The sequence below is a fragment of the Pseudomonas sp. 86_A genome (assembly GCF_017491705.1).
Classification (GTDB): Bacteria; Pseudomonadota; Gammaproteobacteria; order Pseudomonadales; family Pseudomonadaceae; genus Aquipseudomonas; species Aquipseudomonas koreensis.
The window spans coordinates 43,032-57,645 of sequence record NZ_JAFGYS010000022.1; the positions used below are offsets into that span (position 1 = coordinate 43,032).

Consider the following 14,614-nt stretch of genomic DNA (forward strand, 5'->3'; position numbering starts at 1 on the left):
GCTGCGCAGTCCAGCGGGAGCAAGCTCCCTCGCCACAGGTCAGTGTTGATCTAGCGGTGCGTAGCAATCCAGATCAACAACCCCGCCTGAAACACCGCAAACGCCACCAGGCAAGTAATGGTGAAACGCAACCCGGCGTCTTCACGCTTGAACTTGCTGACTTTCTCTTCCTGCTTCTTCAGCTTCACTTCCTGCTCGGCCAGGTTCTGCTCGGCCTGTTGCAGCATCTGCGCCGCCTCGAGAATCTCGACGATCTGCAGCTTCTCGCTGTTCCAGTCGCCCAGCAGATCACCGACCTGCACCTCTTTGACGCTGCCCTTCAAATGCTGGGCGTCGGCGTACACCACGTCAAAACCATGCACGCGCAAGAAGTGATCGCGACGCAGGCGGGTGTCTTCATTCAGCGCGTCCTTGTTGTTCAAGTCCATGCCGTCGACGGTGTAGGCGGGCCAGCGTTTTTTCGCCCAGTTGATGCCTTGTGCGGCCATGAACCGACCGATGCCGCGGTTCAGCGGTTCGATCTGCAAGCCGCTGTCGGGGCCGAAATGCACCCGTTTGGTGGTGTGATTGACCCACACGTCGAGCTGATTCTGCTCTTTGCGTACGCGCTGGGAGGGCAGTTTGATCGCCATGCGCATCAGGCTGTGTTCTTTGCTGTTGCGCTCGGCATAACCGAATTCGACGAAGCGCAATGGCCGGCCACCGGTGTGACGATCGGTCTGCAGCGGGGCCAGGCGGAGCATCTTGTGGTGCTCGACGCTGACGTCCGCCCATGGCAGCTCGACCGCTGGCGGTGCGTCTTTTTCAGCGGTGGTGTCGGGTGAATTCTGGGTATCAGTCATAACGGCGAGATCCTGTCCAAGCGCTGCTTGTCGCCAGCCAGTGCGCTGGCGACAAAGGCTTATCGGCCGTTTCTGACAAGACTAGAGGGCAAACTACGGTTAACGGGTGCGAAGTCCGTCAATAAACGCGATGAGTTTGCTGCCCAACTCGGCCGCCAGTGGCAATTGCGGGTCCTTGTAAGAGGCCAATTGCCGCTTCACATCAGCCGGAACGATGCGCATGACGTGATTCATGCCGTCGATCACCGCCAGTTCGGCGTCGGGTTTGGCGGCTTTCAGCGCCTGTGCATCGCCCACGCCGACCTGCATGTCGTTGCTGCCCTGAACGATCAGCGCCGGTATCTTCAACTGGGCGAAGGCCTTGGCCGGGTCCTGGCGGAACAGCGAAATCAGGTACGGCTGCACGCTCGGGCGGAAGATCGGCTGCAGCGGCGCTGGCACGTTGGCATCGGTGTGGCCGGCCTTGAGGCTGTCGAGCAACTCGTTGCTGCGCAGCATCAATGGCGGTGGCAGGCTGCGCGCCAGTTGTTCGCGAATGACCTGATCCACCGGCCGGGCGCTGCCGGACAGGGAAATCAGCGCAGCCGCGTCGGTGCGCGGGGCGGCGAGGGTGGCAATCAGCGCGCCTTCGCTGTGACCGAGCAGAATCAGCGGGCCGAAGCGCGGATCGCTTTTCAGCTTCTGACCCCAGGCCACGGCGTCATTGACGTAGGCCTCCACCGACAGGTTGCGCTCGTCAGGCGTGGCGGCCAGGCTCGCGGCCACCCCGCGCTTGTCGTAACGCACACTGGCGATGTTGTGTTTGGCCAGCACCCAGGCCAGCCGCTTGAGGCTGTCATTGCGCCCGCCATCGGGGTTGTTGCCGTCACGATCCGTAGGACCGGAGCCTGCAAGGATCAGGACAACCGGCACCGGGTTGTCGGATTTTGGCAGCAGCAGCGAGCCGAAAAGTTCACCGTTGCCGGTGTCCAGAGAGATTGGGCGCTGCAGGACAGTCGCGTGGGCAAAGCCGGTAAACAGGGTAAGACTCAAGATCAGAACTCGCAGCATCATCACGCCATCATTTGCCAAGGTGCCGGTTGGACTCACCAACACCACTAAGGTTCGAGGATGAACTAGTCGGTTAGCCTGCGTATACTGGCGCGCATCACGAATTTGGGTTTGATTTCACGGAGCGTCCTGCATGTCCGGCAATACCTACGGCAAGTTGTTCACTGTCACCACCGCTGGCGAAAGCCATGGTCCGGCGTTGGTCGCCATTGTCGACGGCTGCCCGCCGGGCCTGGAGATCTCTCTCGAAGACCTGCAGCGCGACCTCGATCGCCGCAAGCCGGGCACCAGCCGCCATACCACCCAGCGTCAGGAAGCCGACGAAGTCGAAATCCTTTCCGGCGTGTTCGAAGGCCGCACCACGGGCTGCTCCATCGGCCTGCTGATCCGCAACACCGACCAGAAGTCCAAAGACTACTCGGCGATCAAGGACCTGTTCCGCCCGGCCCACGCCGACTACACCTACCACCACAAATACGGCGAGCGCGATTACCGTGGCGGCGGCCGCAGCTCGGCGCGGGAAACCGCCATGCGCGTGGCGGCCGGTGCAATCGCCAAGAAATTCCTCGCCACCCAAGGCATCGTCATTCGCGGCTACATGAGCCAGCTCGGCCCGATCGAAATCCCGTTCATGACCTGGGATTCGGTGGAAGAGAATGCGTTCTTCTGCCCGGATCCGGACAAGGTGCCGGAGCTGGAAGCCTACATGGACCAGCTGCGCCGTGATCAGGACTCGGTCGGTGCGAAGATCACCGTGGTCGCCGAAGGCGTGATGCCGGGCCTCGGCGAGCCGATTTTCGACCGTCTCGACGCCGAACTGGCCCACGCGCTGATGAGCATCAACGCGGTCAAAGGCGTGGAAATCGGCGCCGGTTTCGCCTGCGTTGCACAGCGCGGCACCGAGCACCGCGATGAGCTGACCCCGGAAGGTTTCCTCAGCAACAACGCCGGCGGCATCCTCGGCGGCATCTCGTCCGGTCAGCCGATCGTCGCGCATCTGGCGCTCAAGCCAACGTCGAGCATCACCACCCCGGGCCGCTCGATCGACATCCACGGCAACCCGGTGGACGTGATCACCAAGGGCCGTCACGATCCGTGTGTCGGCATCCGCGCCACGCCGATTGCCGAAGCGATGATGGCGATCGTGCTGATGGACCACCTGCTGCGTCACCGTGGGCAGAACGCCGACGTGCGCGTCAGCACCCCGGTGCTGGGTCAGCTTTGATGGTTGCTCGCCAAGCCGTCGCGGTCTGACCGTGGCGGCGCTCCCGTACTGGCGGCTGTCCAGTTTCTATCTGTTCTATTTCGCCTTGCTCGGTTCGACAGCGCCGTTTCTGGCGCTGTACTTCGATCACCTCGGGTTCAGCGCCGCGCGCATCGGCGAACTGGTGGCGATCCCGATGCTGATGCGCTGCGTGGCGCCGAATATCTGGGGCTGGCTCGGCGACTACACCGGCAAACGCCTGGCCATCGTGCGCTTCGGCGCGGTGTGCACGCTGCTGACGTTCTCGCTGATTTTCGTCAACAAGACCTACGCCTGGCTGGCGCTGGTCATGGCGCTGCATGCGTTCTTCTGGCACGCGGTGTTGCCGCAGTTCGAAGTCATCACCCTCGCGCACTTGCAGGGGCAGACCTCGCGCTACAGTCAGATTCGCCTGTGGGGCTCGATCGGTTTCATCATCACCGTGGTCGCGCTGGGCCGACTGTTCGAATGGCTGAGCCTCGACATCTACCCGGCAGCGCTCGTGCTGATCATGGCCGGCATCGTCCTCAGCAGCCTGTGGGTGCCGAATGCGCAACCACCGCAAGGTAATCGGCCGAGCGGCGAGGGCTTCCTCAAGCAGTTGCGCAATCCCGGCGTGCTGGCGTTTTACGCGTGCGTCGCCCTCATGCAGATGAGCCACGGCCCGTACTACACCTTTTTGACCTTGCACCTTGAACGACTCGGTTACAGTCGCGGCACGATTGGCATGCTCTGGGCCGTGGGTGTGGTCGCCGAAGTGCTGATGTTCATGTTCATGAGCCGGATTCTCGCGCGGTTTTCCCTGCGTCGGGTGCTGATGGCGAGTTTTCTGCTGGCGGCGCTGCGCTGGTTGCTGCTAGGTTCGTTCGCCGAATTCCTCTGGGTACTGTTGTTTGCCCAGGTGCTGCACGCGGCGACCTTCGGCAGCTTTCATGCGGCGGCCATCGCGTTCGTGCAACGCAGCTTCGGTGCACGCCAGCAAGGTCAGGGCCAGGCGCTGTACGCCGCGCTGGCCGGCACCGGCGGTGCGTTGGGCGCGTTGTATTCCGGTTACAGCTGGAATGCCCTCGGCGCAACATTGACCTTTAGTATTGCCAGTCTCGCGGCGCTCGCTGCTGCCGTTATCATTGCCACACGTATGCAAGAGGACAGGCCATGAGCCTTACGCGTGAACAGCTCGCCCAGCAAATCGTCGACGCCGGGCGTTTTCTTTATGGTCGCGGCTGGTCGCCGGCCACCAGCAGCAATTACTCGACGCGCCTGTCGCCCAGCGAAGCGCTGCTGACCGTGTCCGGCAAGCACAAGGGCCAGCTGGGTCTGGACGATGTGCTCGCCACCGACTTGTCCGGCAACAGCCTGGAACCGGGCAAAAAGCCCTCCGCCGAAACCCTGCTGCACACCCAGCTCTACAGCTGGCGCGCGGAGATCGGCGCGGTGCTGCACACGCACTCGGTGAACGCCACGGTGCTGTCGCGCCTGACCGCGGAAGACTTCATCGAGTTCGAAGATTACGAACTGCAAAAAGCCTTCAGCGGCATCTCGACCCACGAATCGCGGGTGCGCGTGCCGATTTTCGACAACGATCAGGACATTGCGCGCCTCGCCGCCAAGGTGCAGCCTTGGCTCGACGCCCATCCCGATTGCGTCGGTTATCTGATTCGCGGCCACGGCCTCTACACCTGGGGGGCGCAGATGAGCGACGCCCTGCGGCAGATCGAGGCCTTCGAATTCCTGTTTGAATGCGAGTTGAAAACCCGCAGCGTCATGAACCGCCAAGGCTGACTTCACCAGAAGCAGCCCATTCGCCTGATGAAATGCACTGCCCGACCGGTCTGCAAGAACCGGACGGCAAGGCCGATACCGAGGAATTGCCCATGAGCAGCCTGTCCGTCTATCACGTTTCCAGCCCTGACATTCCGAACAAGGTGCTGACCCATTTCGAAGACATCGCCTCGACGCTTGCCGAGCAGGGCGTGCGCTTCGACCGCTGGCAAGCCGCGGCGAAGATCCAGCCGGGCGCGAGCCAGGAAGAAGTGATCAGCGCCTATCAGGAGCAGATCGACAAACTGATGACCGAGCGCGGCTACATCACCGTCGATGTGATCAGCCTCAACAGCGATCATCCGCAAAAAGCCGAGCTGCGTGCCAAGTTCCTCGAAGAGCATCGTCATGGTGAAGACGAAGTGCGCTTCTTCGTCGCCGGGCGTGGCCTGTTCACCTTGCACATCGACGATTACGTGTACGCGGTGCTGTGCGAGAAGAACGACCTGATCTCGGTGCCGGCCGGCACCAAGCACTGGTTCGACATGGGCGAAAACCCGCACTTCGTGGCGATTCGCCTGTTCAACAACCCGGAAGGCTGGGTCGCCAACTTCACCGGCGAAGACATCGCCGGGCGCTTCCCGCGACTGGAGGACTGAGCCGATGTCGATCAAAGTCATCCTCACCGACATTGAAGGCACCACCAGCGCGGTGAGTTTCGTCTTCGACGTGCTGTTCCCATACGCGGCCAAGCACCTGCCGGACTTCGTGCGGCAGAACGCCGAGCGCGCCGATGTCGCCGAGCAGATCGCTGCCGTGCGCCGCGACAGCAACGAGCCGCAGGCCGATGTTGAACGGGTGGTTGAAATTCTCCTGAGCTGGATCGCCGAAGACCGCAAGGCCACGCCGCTGAAAGCCCTGCAAGGCATGGTCTGGGCGCAGGGCTATCAGGCCGGGCAGTTGAAGGGCCATGTTTACCCGGATGCCGTCGAAGCGCTCAAGCAATGGCATCAGGCCGGTTATCAACTGTTTGTGTATTCGTCGGGTTCGATCCAGGCGCAGAAGCTGATTTTCGGCTGCTCTGAGGCAGGGGATCTGACGCCGCTGTTCAGCGGTTACTTCGATACCACGTCGGGGCCCAAGCGCGAAGAACAGTCCTATCGCAATATTCAACAGGCGATTGGGGTCGAACCCGGGGAGATTCTGTTCCTGTCCGACATCGTGCAGGAACTCGACGCCGCTGAATCGGCAGGCCTGAAAACCTGCGGCCTGGCGCGCGAGGGTGGGGAACTGGAAGGGCATGTGACCGTGGACAGCTTTACCGCGATCGAGCCGGAAGCTTTCTAACCACACAAGTCCCTGTAGGCGCTGCGGAACGCTGCGATCTTTTGACTTTGATTCAAAGGATCAAGATCAAAAGATCGCAGCGTTCAGCAGCGCCTGCATAAGCTTCGCCTACAAAAAAACAGGCCGGGCAGTGAAAGCTGCCCGGCCTGTTGTGTTTAAAGCGTCTGAATGTTTACAGCGAGTGATACGTCGGCAGTGCAAAGCGCTGCTGGCTCTGCAGCATTGCAATTTGCGGCAGCTCGCTGGCTTGTTCCGCCAGGTCACGACGAATCGCGCTGATCGCCCACGACAGTTGGTCGGCGTTGTGCATTTGCTGATACGTCAGGGCGCGCTTGAACACTTTGCCTTCGCTGCCACGCAGGGTCAGCAGAATCCCGCCATCGGGACGTGGCGCAGTGGTGACGTCGAAGTTGGAGAACAGGGAGGTAAATTTTTCTTGAATCAGGCTCATGTCTTTCAGCTCCGTATGCACTTGAATGGCAAGCATGCAGAGGAGGTTGCAGCGATTGTGCCAGCATTTTAAAAATAAAAAATCCTTATAAATCAATAATATACAAATCGTGGAATCTGCAGCGGTCGTGCAATCTGCATGAATGGCCATCGTGCATCCTGCATTTTGCGGGATTATCACGAGTGCGATGGAACCTATTGGCCGCCCCATGATCCGCGCCGTCGTCCCTGCGTCTGCGGATACAAAACATTGCAAAAACCGCGTGTACAGCCCGAGAAGCGCTGACGTATTTTCAGGGTCGACCTATGCCCCAAACGCAGGTCTGCCCACAGCCCGAACAATAAAAAAACGGCCAGCAAGGTCGAACGGGGAGCTTCCATGAGCCACGCGTCAAGCGACACGATCACCTGGAGCATGATGCTCCGCAAACTGCCGACGATCGCCAAAGCCATCCCGCGGGTGGTCAAGGGCATGAAAGTCGCCAATGTCACGGATCCGACCCAAACGTGTGGCCTCGGCTGGACCTTCGAGCAAGCGACCCTGCGTAATCCCGAAGGCCTGGCGTTATTGCACGGCGATGTCCTGCTGACCTATGCGCAGGCCAACCAGTGGGCCAATCGCATCGCCCACTATTTGAGCGCACAAGGGATCGGCAAGGGTGACGTGGTCGCGGTGTTCATCGAAAACCGCCCGGAATTGCTGGTGACCATTCTGGCGCTGGCCAAACTTGGCGCGGTCAGCGCATTGCTCAACACCTCACAGACGCGCGAAACACTGATCCACAGCGTGAACCTGGTGGCGCCCGTGGCGATTGTGCTCGGTGAGGAATTGCAGCCGGCGTTCGCCGCGATCCGCGAGCAGGTGTCGATCACCGCGCAGCGCACCTGGTTCATCGCCGACCGCGACACGTATTGCCACCCGGGCATTGCGCCCGACGGCTACGTCAACCTGATCAGCGCCAGTGCCGATGCCAGTTCCGACAACCCGCCCAGCAGTGGCGAAGTGTTCTTCGACGACCCATGCTTTTACATTTACACCTCGGGCACCACCGGTCTGCCCAAGGCCGGCGTGTTCAAGCACGGCCGCTGGATGCGCAGCTCCGCCAGCTTCGGCACGATCGCCCTGAACATGGGCCCCGCCGATGTCGTCTATTGCACGTTGCCGCTGTACCACGCCACCGGCCTCTGTGTCTGCTGGGGCTCGGCGATCAACGGCGCCTCCGGGTTCGCGATCCGCCGCAAGTTCAGCGCCAGTCAGTTCTGGAAGGATGTGCGCCGCTATCGTGCGACCACCATCGGCTATGTCGGCGAACTGTGCCGCTATCTGGTCGATCAACCGCCCAGCGCCGACGACAGCCGTCACGAGGTGCGCAAGATGATCGGCAACGGCTTGCGTCCCGGCGCCTGGGCCGAGTTCAAGACCCGCTTTGCCGTCGAGCACATCTGTGAGCTGTACGCAGCGAGCGACGGCAACATCGGCTTCAGCAACATCCTCAACTTCGACAACACCATCGGTTTCTCGCTGATGGCCTGGGAGCTGGTGGTGTACGACCACGACAGCGGTGAGCCGCTGCGCAGCACCGACGGTTTCATGCGCAAGGTCGGCAAGGGCGAGCAGGGCTTGCTGCTGGCACGGATCGACGAGAAAGCCCCGCTGGACGGCTACACCGACCCGCAGAAAACCGCCAAAGTGGTGCTGCACGACGTGTTCAGCAAGGGCGACCGCTACTTCAACACCGGCGATCTGTTGCGCAATATCGGCTTCGGCCATGCGCAGTTCGTCGATCGCCTCGGCGACACCTACCGCTGGAAAGGCGAAAACGTCTCGACCACTGAAGTGGAAAACCTGCTGTTGCAGCATCCGCACATCTCCGAGGCCGTGGCCTACGGTGTGGAAGTGCGCAACACCAACGGCCGCGCCGGGATGGCCGCGATCACCCCGGCCGAATCCCTGGCGACCCTGGATTTCGCCGAACTGCTCGCGTTCGCCCGTCAGCGCATGCCGGCCTATGCGGTGCCGCTGTTCCTGCGAGTGAAGGTGAAGATGGAAACCACCGGCACCTTCAAATACCAGAAGACCCGCTTGAAAAACGAAGGCTTCGACCCCGGCCAGACGGGCGATGACCCGATTTACGCCTGGCTCCCAGGCACCCAGACTTATGTGCAGGTGACGGACGAAGTGCTGGCCGATATTCATCAGGGCAAATACCGCTATTGATATTGGCTATGGCATGACTTGAGAAAAAGGGGGTGACAGCTATCGTCGCGCTCGGGAAACTGTCGGCTTTGCGAATAACCGAAAGTGGAGTTGCCCATGTCTGACTCAAGCCGCCAGATGACCCCTGAAGAAGCTGCCGAATTCACCGAGCAGGTTTTCAACAAGGCGCGTGACGGTGATGCCGAGATGCTTGATCGCTTGGTCACGGCCGGTTTGCCGGTGAACCTGAAAAACAGCAAGGGCGACACCCTGCTGATGCTCGCCAGCTACTACGGCCATGTCGACGCGGTGCTGGTGCTGCTCAAGCACAAGGCCGACCCGGAACTGCGCAACGGCAACGGCCAGAGCCCGATTGCCGGTGCGGCATTCAAAGGCGACCTGGCCGTGGTCAAGGCATTGGTGGAAGCGGGCGCCGAGATCGAAGGTTCGTCCTTCGACGGTCGCACGGCACTGATGATGGCCGCAATGTTCAACCGCGTTGAAATCGTCGATTACCTGATCGGCAAAGGCGCCGACCCGCAAGCCAAGGACGCCAATGGCATCACCGCGCTGGACGCGGCGCGGACCATGGGCGCGGTCGATACCACGGCGCAACTGGAAAAGTTGCTGGCTTAAAGACTGTCGAGACTCTGTGGCGAGGGAGCTTGCTCCCGCTCCAGTGCGCAGCGCTGGCAACAATGGTGAGCCCACTGTTTTTCGGGATGCTAACCAGCCCAGCGGGAGCAAGCTCCCTCGCCACAGGTGTCGGGTGCACTCAAGAATGCGCTATCCTTCGCGCCCTCAAAATTCGCCTCCCACAGGACTCGCCCTCATGAAAGCCGCACTCGTCGAACTCATCAGCAAAATCAGCTCCGGCTGCATGGGCGAGGACGAGATCCTGAAAGTGGCCGATGAGGCCGCACAGGCCTACGCCGATGCCGCTGCTTTTCTGACAGCCAACCCCGATATCAACTACGACGACACCTTCCCGATTCCGCTGGGCGAGTGGGTCGTGGTCGGCAGCCTGCCGGAAACCGTGCTGTTCCAGGCCGACACCTACGTTGACCTGTTCGCGCAGATCGTCGCGTCGTTCGGCCCGGGCGTCGATTTCAACCTCAAACCCAAGCAATTGGCCAAGACCGAAGCCTTGACTGCACTCAACCGCATCCAGGTGCAGATGAGAAGCCTGAACAAGGAAAACGGCGGTTACACGCTGATGAACTTCAGCCAGTTGCTCGACGACGAACTGCAAGTGGTGCTGGTCTACGGCAACGACGTGCCTCGGGTGCTGGAGTTGTGCGCCGAGATCGGCATCGCCGCTGCGCCGTCGCTGGAAGCGCTGAAGGTTGCCGTTCACGTCTGAACGCAATAAAAGGGAACCCTGCGCGCGACCGTCTATCCTAAAAGTGCATGCCACTATTCTGGAGCGACACTATGGGTTCCACGTTCAACGGTCTGATCGGCCTGATCATCCTTGCCCTCGACATCTGGGCCATCATCAACGTGCTGAAAAGCGGCGCCGAGACCGGGATGAAAATCCTCTGGGTCCTGCTGATCATCCTCCTGCCGGTGCTGGGCCTGATCATCTGGGCGATTGCCGGGCCAAGGGGCAACGTCCGGATCTGATCCCGAGAGCCACGCGATATCCTTTGTAGGAGCGAGCCTGCTCGCGATAGCGGTTGTTCAGTCGCTGATTCATTGGCTGGAGAATGGCTATCGCGAGCAGGCTCACTCCTACAGGGTTCGACCTGTCATCTTCGGCAACGTAGAATGCGCGCCTTTCCCGGGCAATCGTCCCCACGATCGACGCCCGCGCATTCATCGGAGCACTTGACCATGACCGTCACCAAGACCAGCGAGTACCTGGAAACCCTCTACGAAGGCTACGGCCAGCGTTTTCGCATGGAAAAACTGCTGCACGAAGTGCGCACCGAACACCAGCACCTGGTGATCTTCCAGAACCCGCGCATGGGCCGGGTGATGGCGCTGGACGGCGTGATTCAGACCACTGAAGCCGACGAATTCATCTACCACGAAATGCTCACTCACGTGCCGATCCTCGCCCACGGCACTGCCAAGCGCGTGCTGATCATCGGCGGCGGCGACGGTGGCATGCTGCGCGAAGTGGCCAAGCACGACAGCGTCGAGCACATCACCATGGTCGAGATCGACGGCACCGTGGTCGACATGTGCAAGGAATTCCTGCCGAACCACTCCAAGGGCGCCTACGACGACCCACGCCTGAACTTGGTGATCGACGACGGCATGCGTTTCGTCGCCACCACCACTGAAAAATTCGACGTGATCATCTCCGACTCCACCGACCCGATCGGTCCGGGCGAAGTGCTGTTCTCGGAAAACTTCTACCAGGCCTGCCATCGCTGCCTGAACGAGGGCGGCATCCTCGTGACCCAGAACGGCACGCCGTTCATGCAGATCGACGAAGTCAAAACCACGGCCGGTCGCCTGCGCAGCCTGTTCCCGGACTGGCACTTCTATCAGGCGGCCGTGCCGACCTACATCGGCGGTTCAATGACCTTCGCCTGGGGTTCGACCAACCCGGCTTACCGCAAGCTGAGCCGCGAAGTCCTGCAACAGCGCTTCATCGGCAGCGGCATCGTCACGCGCTACTACAACCCGGAAATCCACATCGGCGCGTTCGCGTTGCCACAGTACGTGCTGCAGGCGATCAACAAGCCAAGCAACGACTGACCAGGTCGATGGATTCCTTGTGGCGAGGGAGCTTGCTCCCGCTTGAGTGCGCAGCACTCTCAAAATCTGCGCTCTCTAGATATTTTGGGGCCGCTTCGCAGCCCGGCGGGAGCAAGCTCCCTCGCCACACAAGCCTGTTTCCCCATCAATTAATTTTTTTTCATGTTCGCCCGCTGCAATCCTTTTGAACGATCAATCTCGCCAAAAGTCGAGATAGAGGTAAGCCCATTTGCGGGTTTGATCGAGGAGGCACCGATGCAAAAGTGGAAAGTCACTTTCGTGGACGATCATGGTGAAATTGTCGATGAGGTGTTCGAGCGCGCCGAATGCCCCAGCGATGACGAGGCCGCACGCCTGATCAAGGAACGGCTCCTGCCCGTGGCCGCGGAACTGGATATGAATGATCTGGAAGGGCGAACTCCAGACGCAGGTGCAAAAAACCTGAAAGCCCAGAACAGCATCGAAATCCGCAGCATCACACCAATCTGAAATTCTTCTTGTCACCCGACACGCCAGGCCTTGGCAGCGCCTCTGTCTTGGGGCTACTCTGCAAGCGAGATCAGCGAACGACTCGCTAAGGTCTGGTCTTGTCAGCTACATGCTTGTTTCCCGCGTACAACCACGTTGTCGAAGTACTTTGGCCTGTAAGGCCCGGGGCGGGAATACGGAAAGTCTATCCATCTATCCGAGGGGGACGATTCATGAGCACAGCCTATCAAGAAGACATCAGCAGCAACGTACTGCGCCGCATGAAAGAAGGCGGCTTCGATTTTTCCCGGTTCCATCCCATCGAGTTCTACGCGATTTTCCCGGACGAGGAGCGGGCGCGCAGGGCGGCAGGCAAATTTCGCGGTGAATCCATCAATGCCCAGGTCAGTGCGCGCGACGATGGTGCCTGGTCGCTGGAATTGAGCAAGGTGATGTACGCAACCTATGACGACATTGGCGATTTCGAGCAGGGCTTCTCAGCCGTGGTCGAGCCGCTGGGCGGCATCATCGAGGGCTGGGGCGTGAAGCAGGAGGTGCGCAATCGCCATCGTCTGAACTGATCTCCGGTTTCAGGTAGTGAACAACGGCTGACCCTCGGGTTGGCCGTTGTTCATTCAAAGATCAAAAGATCGCAGCCTGCGGCAGCTCCTGCACGATCACCTGCAGGAGCTGCCGCAGGCTGCGATCTTTTGCTTTTGCTTTCAAAACATTTCCAGAAGGCAAAAAAAAAGCCACCGGAGAAGGTGGCTAAAAGGGAAGACCGATAAGCAGAGAAAACCGCTCAGGGTTAAGCGGGGCGGGCTGCGACGGCAGTCCAGAGCCGTTGAGCCGAGTCCTTCGTGGCGCAGTGGCCGATGAAGTTTTGCAGCAGATGCGCGGATTATCCGCAGCCTGCGCCGGGCAGTGAAATCAACTCTGACTATGCTGGTGATAGGCGACAGCACTGCGTCGCAATGAGGCGGGGGCGATCAGGTTGGGGCATTTGCCGCACAGGAATGGTGCGGCGCTGCTGGCGTGAATATCCAACCGATTGAAATCAAAGCGTTTATGCCGATGGCACGGGCCTTGCGAAGGCCTGTTGGTCCGGGTGACAAGGAGTACGGCATGATCCGCACCTATTTTGATGAAATGTACGATGCCGGCGGCCAGGTCCGCCCGCATTACCGGGAGTTCGCCCGCTGGCTGGCCGATACGCCTGACGAGTTGCTGGCACAACGGCGACGCGAGGCTGATCTGCTGTTCCACCGGGCCGGCATCACCTTCACGCTCTATGGGGACGAGCAGGGCACCGAGCGCCTGATTCCTTTCGACACCATTCCGCGCAGCATTCCCGCCAGCGAGTGGCGGATCGTCGAGCGCGGCTGCATCCAGCGGGTCAAGGCGCTGAACATGTTTCTCGCCGACCTCTATCACGAGCAGCGCATCATCAAGGCCGGGATCATCCCTGCCGAACAGGTGCTGGCCAACGAGCAGTACCAGTTGGCGATGCAGGGCCTGGACCTGCACCGCGACATCTATTCGCACATCTCCGGCGTTGATCTGGTGCGCGACGGCGACGGCACCTATTACGTGCTCGAAGACAACCTGCGCACCCCGAGCGGCGTCAGCTACATGCTCGAAGACCGCAAGATGATGATGCGCCTGTTCCCGGAGTTGTTCGCCGCCCAGCGTATCGCACCCATCGACCATTACCCGAACCTGTTACTCGACACGCTGAAAAGCTCCAGTCCGATCGACGACCCGAGCGTGGTGGTGCTGACGCCGGGACGCTTCAACAGTGCGTTCTTCGAACACGCCTTCCTGGCGCGGGAAATGGGCGTCGAGCTGGTGGAGGGCGCGGACCTGTTCGTGCGCGACGACAAAGTATTCATGCGCACCACCGACGGGCCGAAAGCGGTGGACGTGATCTACCGTCGCCTCGATGACGCGTTCCTCGATCCGCTGGCGTTCAACCCCGATTCGATGCTCGGCGTGCCGGGGCTGCTGTCGTCCTATCGCTCGGGCAACGTGGTGCTGGCCAATGCCATCGGCACCGGGGTCGCGGACGACAAATCGGTGTACCCGTTTGTCACCGAGATGATCCGTTTCTACCTCGACGAAGAACCGATCCTGAAGAACGTGCCGACCTGGCAGTGCCGCAACCCCTCGGAACTTTCCCATGTGCTGGCCAATCTGCCGGATCTGGTGGTCAAGGAGACCCAAGGCTCCGGCGGTTACGGAATGCTGGTAGGGCCGGCGTCAACCACGGCGCAGATCGATGCGTTCCGTGAGCGGATCAAGGCCAAGCCCCACGCGTACATTGCGCAGCCGACGTTGTCGCTGTCGACCTGTCCGACCTTTGTCGAAAACGGCATTGCGCCGCGCCATATCGACCTGCGTCCGTTTGTACTGTCTGGCCGCGAAACCCGGGTCGTACCCGGCGGTTTGACCCGTGTCGCCCTGCGTGAAGGCTCCCTGGTGGTGAATTCCTCCCAGGGTGGCGGAACCAAGGACACCTGGGTGGTCGAGGATTGAAGGAAGCTT

Annotated in this window: 16 protein-coding genes; 13 read left to right on the top strand and 3 right to left on the bottom strand. The window is 60.7% G+C overall.

The features are described from left to right. Positions 1-50: 50 nt before the first annotated feature. Together J5M57_RS26420 and J5M57_RS26425 are read right to left on the bottom strand one after the other, a co-directional pair. The gene (locus tag J5M57_RS26420) at positions 51-842 is read right to left on the bottom strand and encodes a hypothetical protein (RefSeq protein WP_064586712.1); all 792 of its coding nucleotides are present in this window, start codon (positions 840-842) and stop codon (positions 51-53) included. Between the two features lie 99 nt (positions 843-941). After that, positions 942-1,895 carry an alpha/beta fold hydrolase gene (locus J5M57_RS26425; protein ID WP_064586713.1) on the bottom strand — a complete coding sequence of 318 codons (954 nt, stop codon included), beginning with the start codon at positions 1,893-1,895 and terminating at the stop codon, positions 942-944. A 130-nt stretch (positions 1,896-2,025) separates the two neighbouring features. On the opposite strand from J5M57_RS26425, the gene aroC reads away from it, so the two are divergent. From aroC to mtnC, 5 genes are all read left to right on the top strand, one after another. Further along, positions 2,026-3,117 carry a chorismate synthase gene (gene aroC / locus J5M57_RS26430; protein WP_207850094.1) on the top strand — a complete coding sequence of 364 codons (1,092 nt, stop codon included), beginning with the start codon at positions 2,026-2,028 and terminating at the stop codon, positions 3,115-3,117. 31 nt (positions 3,118-3,148) lie between these two features. After that, on the top strand, positions 3,149-4,294 hold the full coding sequence (locus J5M57_RS26435; RefSeq protein ID WP_207850095.1) for an MFS transporter: 1,146 nt from the start codon (positions 3,149-3,151) through the stop codon (positions 4,292-4,294). Further along, positions 4,291-4,917 (top strand): methylthioribulose 1-phosphate dehydratase, encoded by a 627-nt coding sequence (locus tag J5M57_RS26440; RefSeq protein WP_207850096.1) that lies wholly within the window; start codon positions 4,291-4,293, stop codon positions 4,915-4,917. Before J5M57_RS26435 ends, J5M57_RS26440 begins: the two co-directional genes overlap by 4 nt. A gap of 92 nt (positions 4,918-5,009) precedes the next feature. Further along, entirely contained in the window at positions 5,010-5,555 is a 546-nt protein-coding gene (locus tag J5M57_RS26445; RefSeq protein WP_064589970.1) for an acireductone dioxygenase, read from the top strand. Positions 5,556-5,559: 4 nt separating this feature from the next. Then, positions 5,560-6,243 (top strand): acireductone synthase, encoded by a 684-nt coding sequence (mtnC, locus tag J5M57_RS26450; protein ID WP_169840885.1) that lies wholly within the window; start codon positions 5,560-5,562, stop codon positions 6,241-6,243. A gap of 172 nt (positions 6,244-6,415) precedes the next feature. On the opposite strand, the gene J5M57_RS26455 is transcribed toward mtnC, so the two are convergent. Further along, positions 6,416-6,694: a DUF3509 domain-containing protein gene (locus tag J5M57_RS26455; protein ID WP_064586718.1), complete on the bottom strand. Its 279-nt coding sequence runs from the start codon at positions 6,692-6,694 to the stop codon at positions 6,416-6,418. Between the two features lie 378 nt (positions 6,695-7,072). Here J5M57_RS26455 and J5M57_RS26460 point away from each other — a divergent pair, with 378 nt between their 5' ends. The 8 genes from J5M57_RS26460 (at position 7,073) to J5M57_RS26495 (ending at position 14,605) form a co-directional block, all read left to right on the top strand. After that, complete coding sequence (locus tag J5M57_RS26460; RefSeq protein WP_207850097.1) at positions 7,073-8,911, top strand: long-chain-acyl-CoA synthetase; 1,839 nt, start codon at positions 7,073-7,075, stop codon at positions 8,909-8,911. Positions 8,912-9,007: 96 nt separating this feature from the next. Then, on the top strand, positions 9,008-9,526 hold the full coding sequence (locus J5M57_RS26465) for an ankyrin repeat domain-containing protein (RefSeq protein WP_169840883.1): 519 nt from the start codon (positions 9,008-9,010) through the stop codon (positions 9,524-9,526). A 196-nt stretch (positions 9,527-9,722) separates the two neighbouring features. Further along, a complete protein-coding gene (locus J5M57_RS26470) occupies positions 9,723-10,253 on the top strand; it encodes a hypothetical protein (RefSeq protein WP_207850098.1) in 531 nt (176 codons plus the stop codon). Positions 10,254-10,324: 71 nt separating this feature from the next. After that, positions 10,325-10,516 (top strand): PLDc N-terminal domain-containing protein, encoded by a 192-nt coding sequence (locus J5M57_RS26475; RefSeq protein WP_003223221.1) that lies wholly within the window; start codon positions 10,325-10,327, stop codon positions 10,514-10,516. A 210-nt stretch (positions 10,517-10,726) separates the two neighbouring features. Continuing rightward, the gene (gene speE, locus J5M57_RS26480; protein WP_064586723.1) at positions 10,727-11,602 is read left to right on the top strand and encodes a polyamine aminopropyltransferase; all 876 of its coding nucleotides are present in this window, start codon (positions 10,727-10,729) and stop codon (positions 11,600-11,602) included. 255 nt (positions 11,603-11,857) lie between these two features. Next, positions 11,858-12,091: a hypothetical protein gene (locus J5M57_RS26485; RefSeq protein ID WP_003223224.1), complete on the top strand. Its 234-nt coding sequence runs from the start codon at positions 11,858-11,860 to the stop codon at positions 12,089-12,091. A gap of 212 nt (positions 12,092-12,303) precedes the next feature. Beyond that, positions 12,304-12,651, top strand: a complete 348-nt coding sequence (locus J5M57_RS26490; RefSeq protein WP_007960698.1) for a ribonuclease E inhibitor RraB — start codon at positions 12,304-12,306, stop codon at positions 12,649-12,651. 544 nt (positions 12,652-13,195) lie between these two features. After that, positions 13,196-14,605 (top strand): circularly permuted type 2 ATP-grasp protein, encoded by a 1,410-nt coding sequence (locus J5M57_RS26495; RefSeq protein ID WP_083366520.1) that lies wholly within the window; start codon positions 13,196-13,198, stop codon positions 14,603-14,605. The last annotated feature ends 9 nt before the right edge of the window (positions 14,606-14,614 follow it).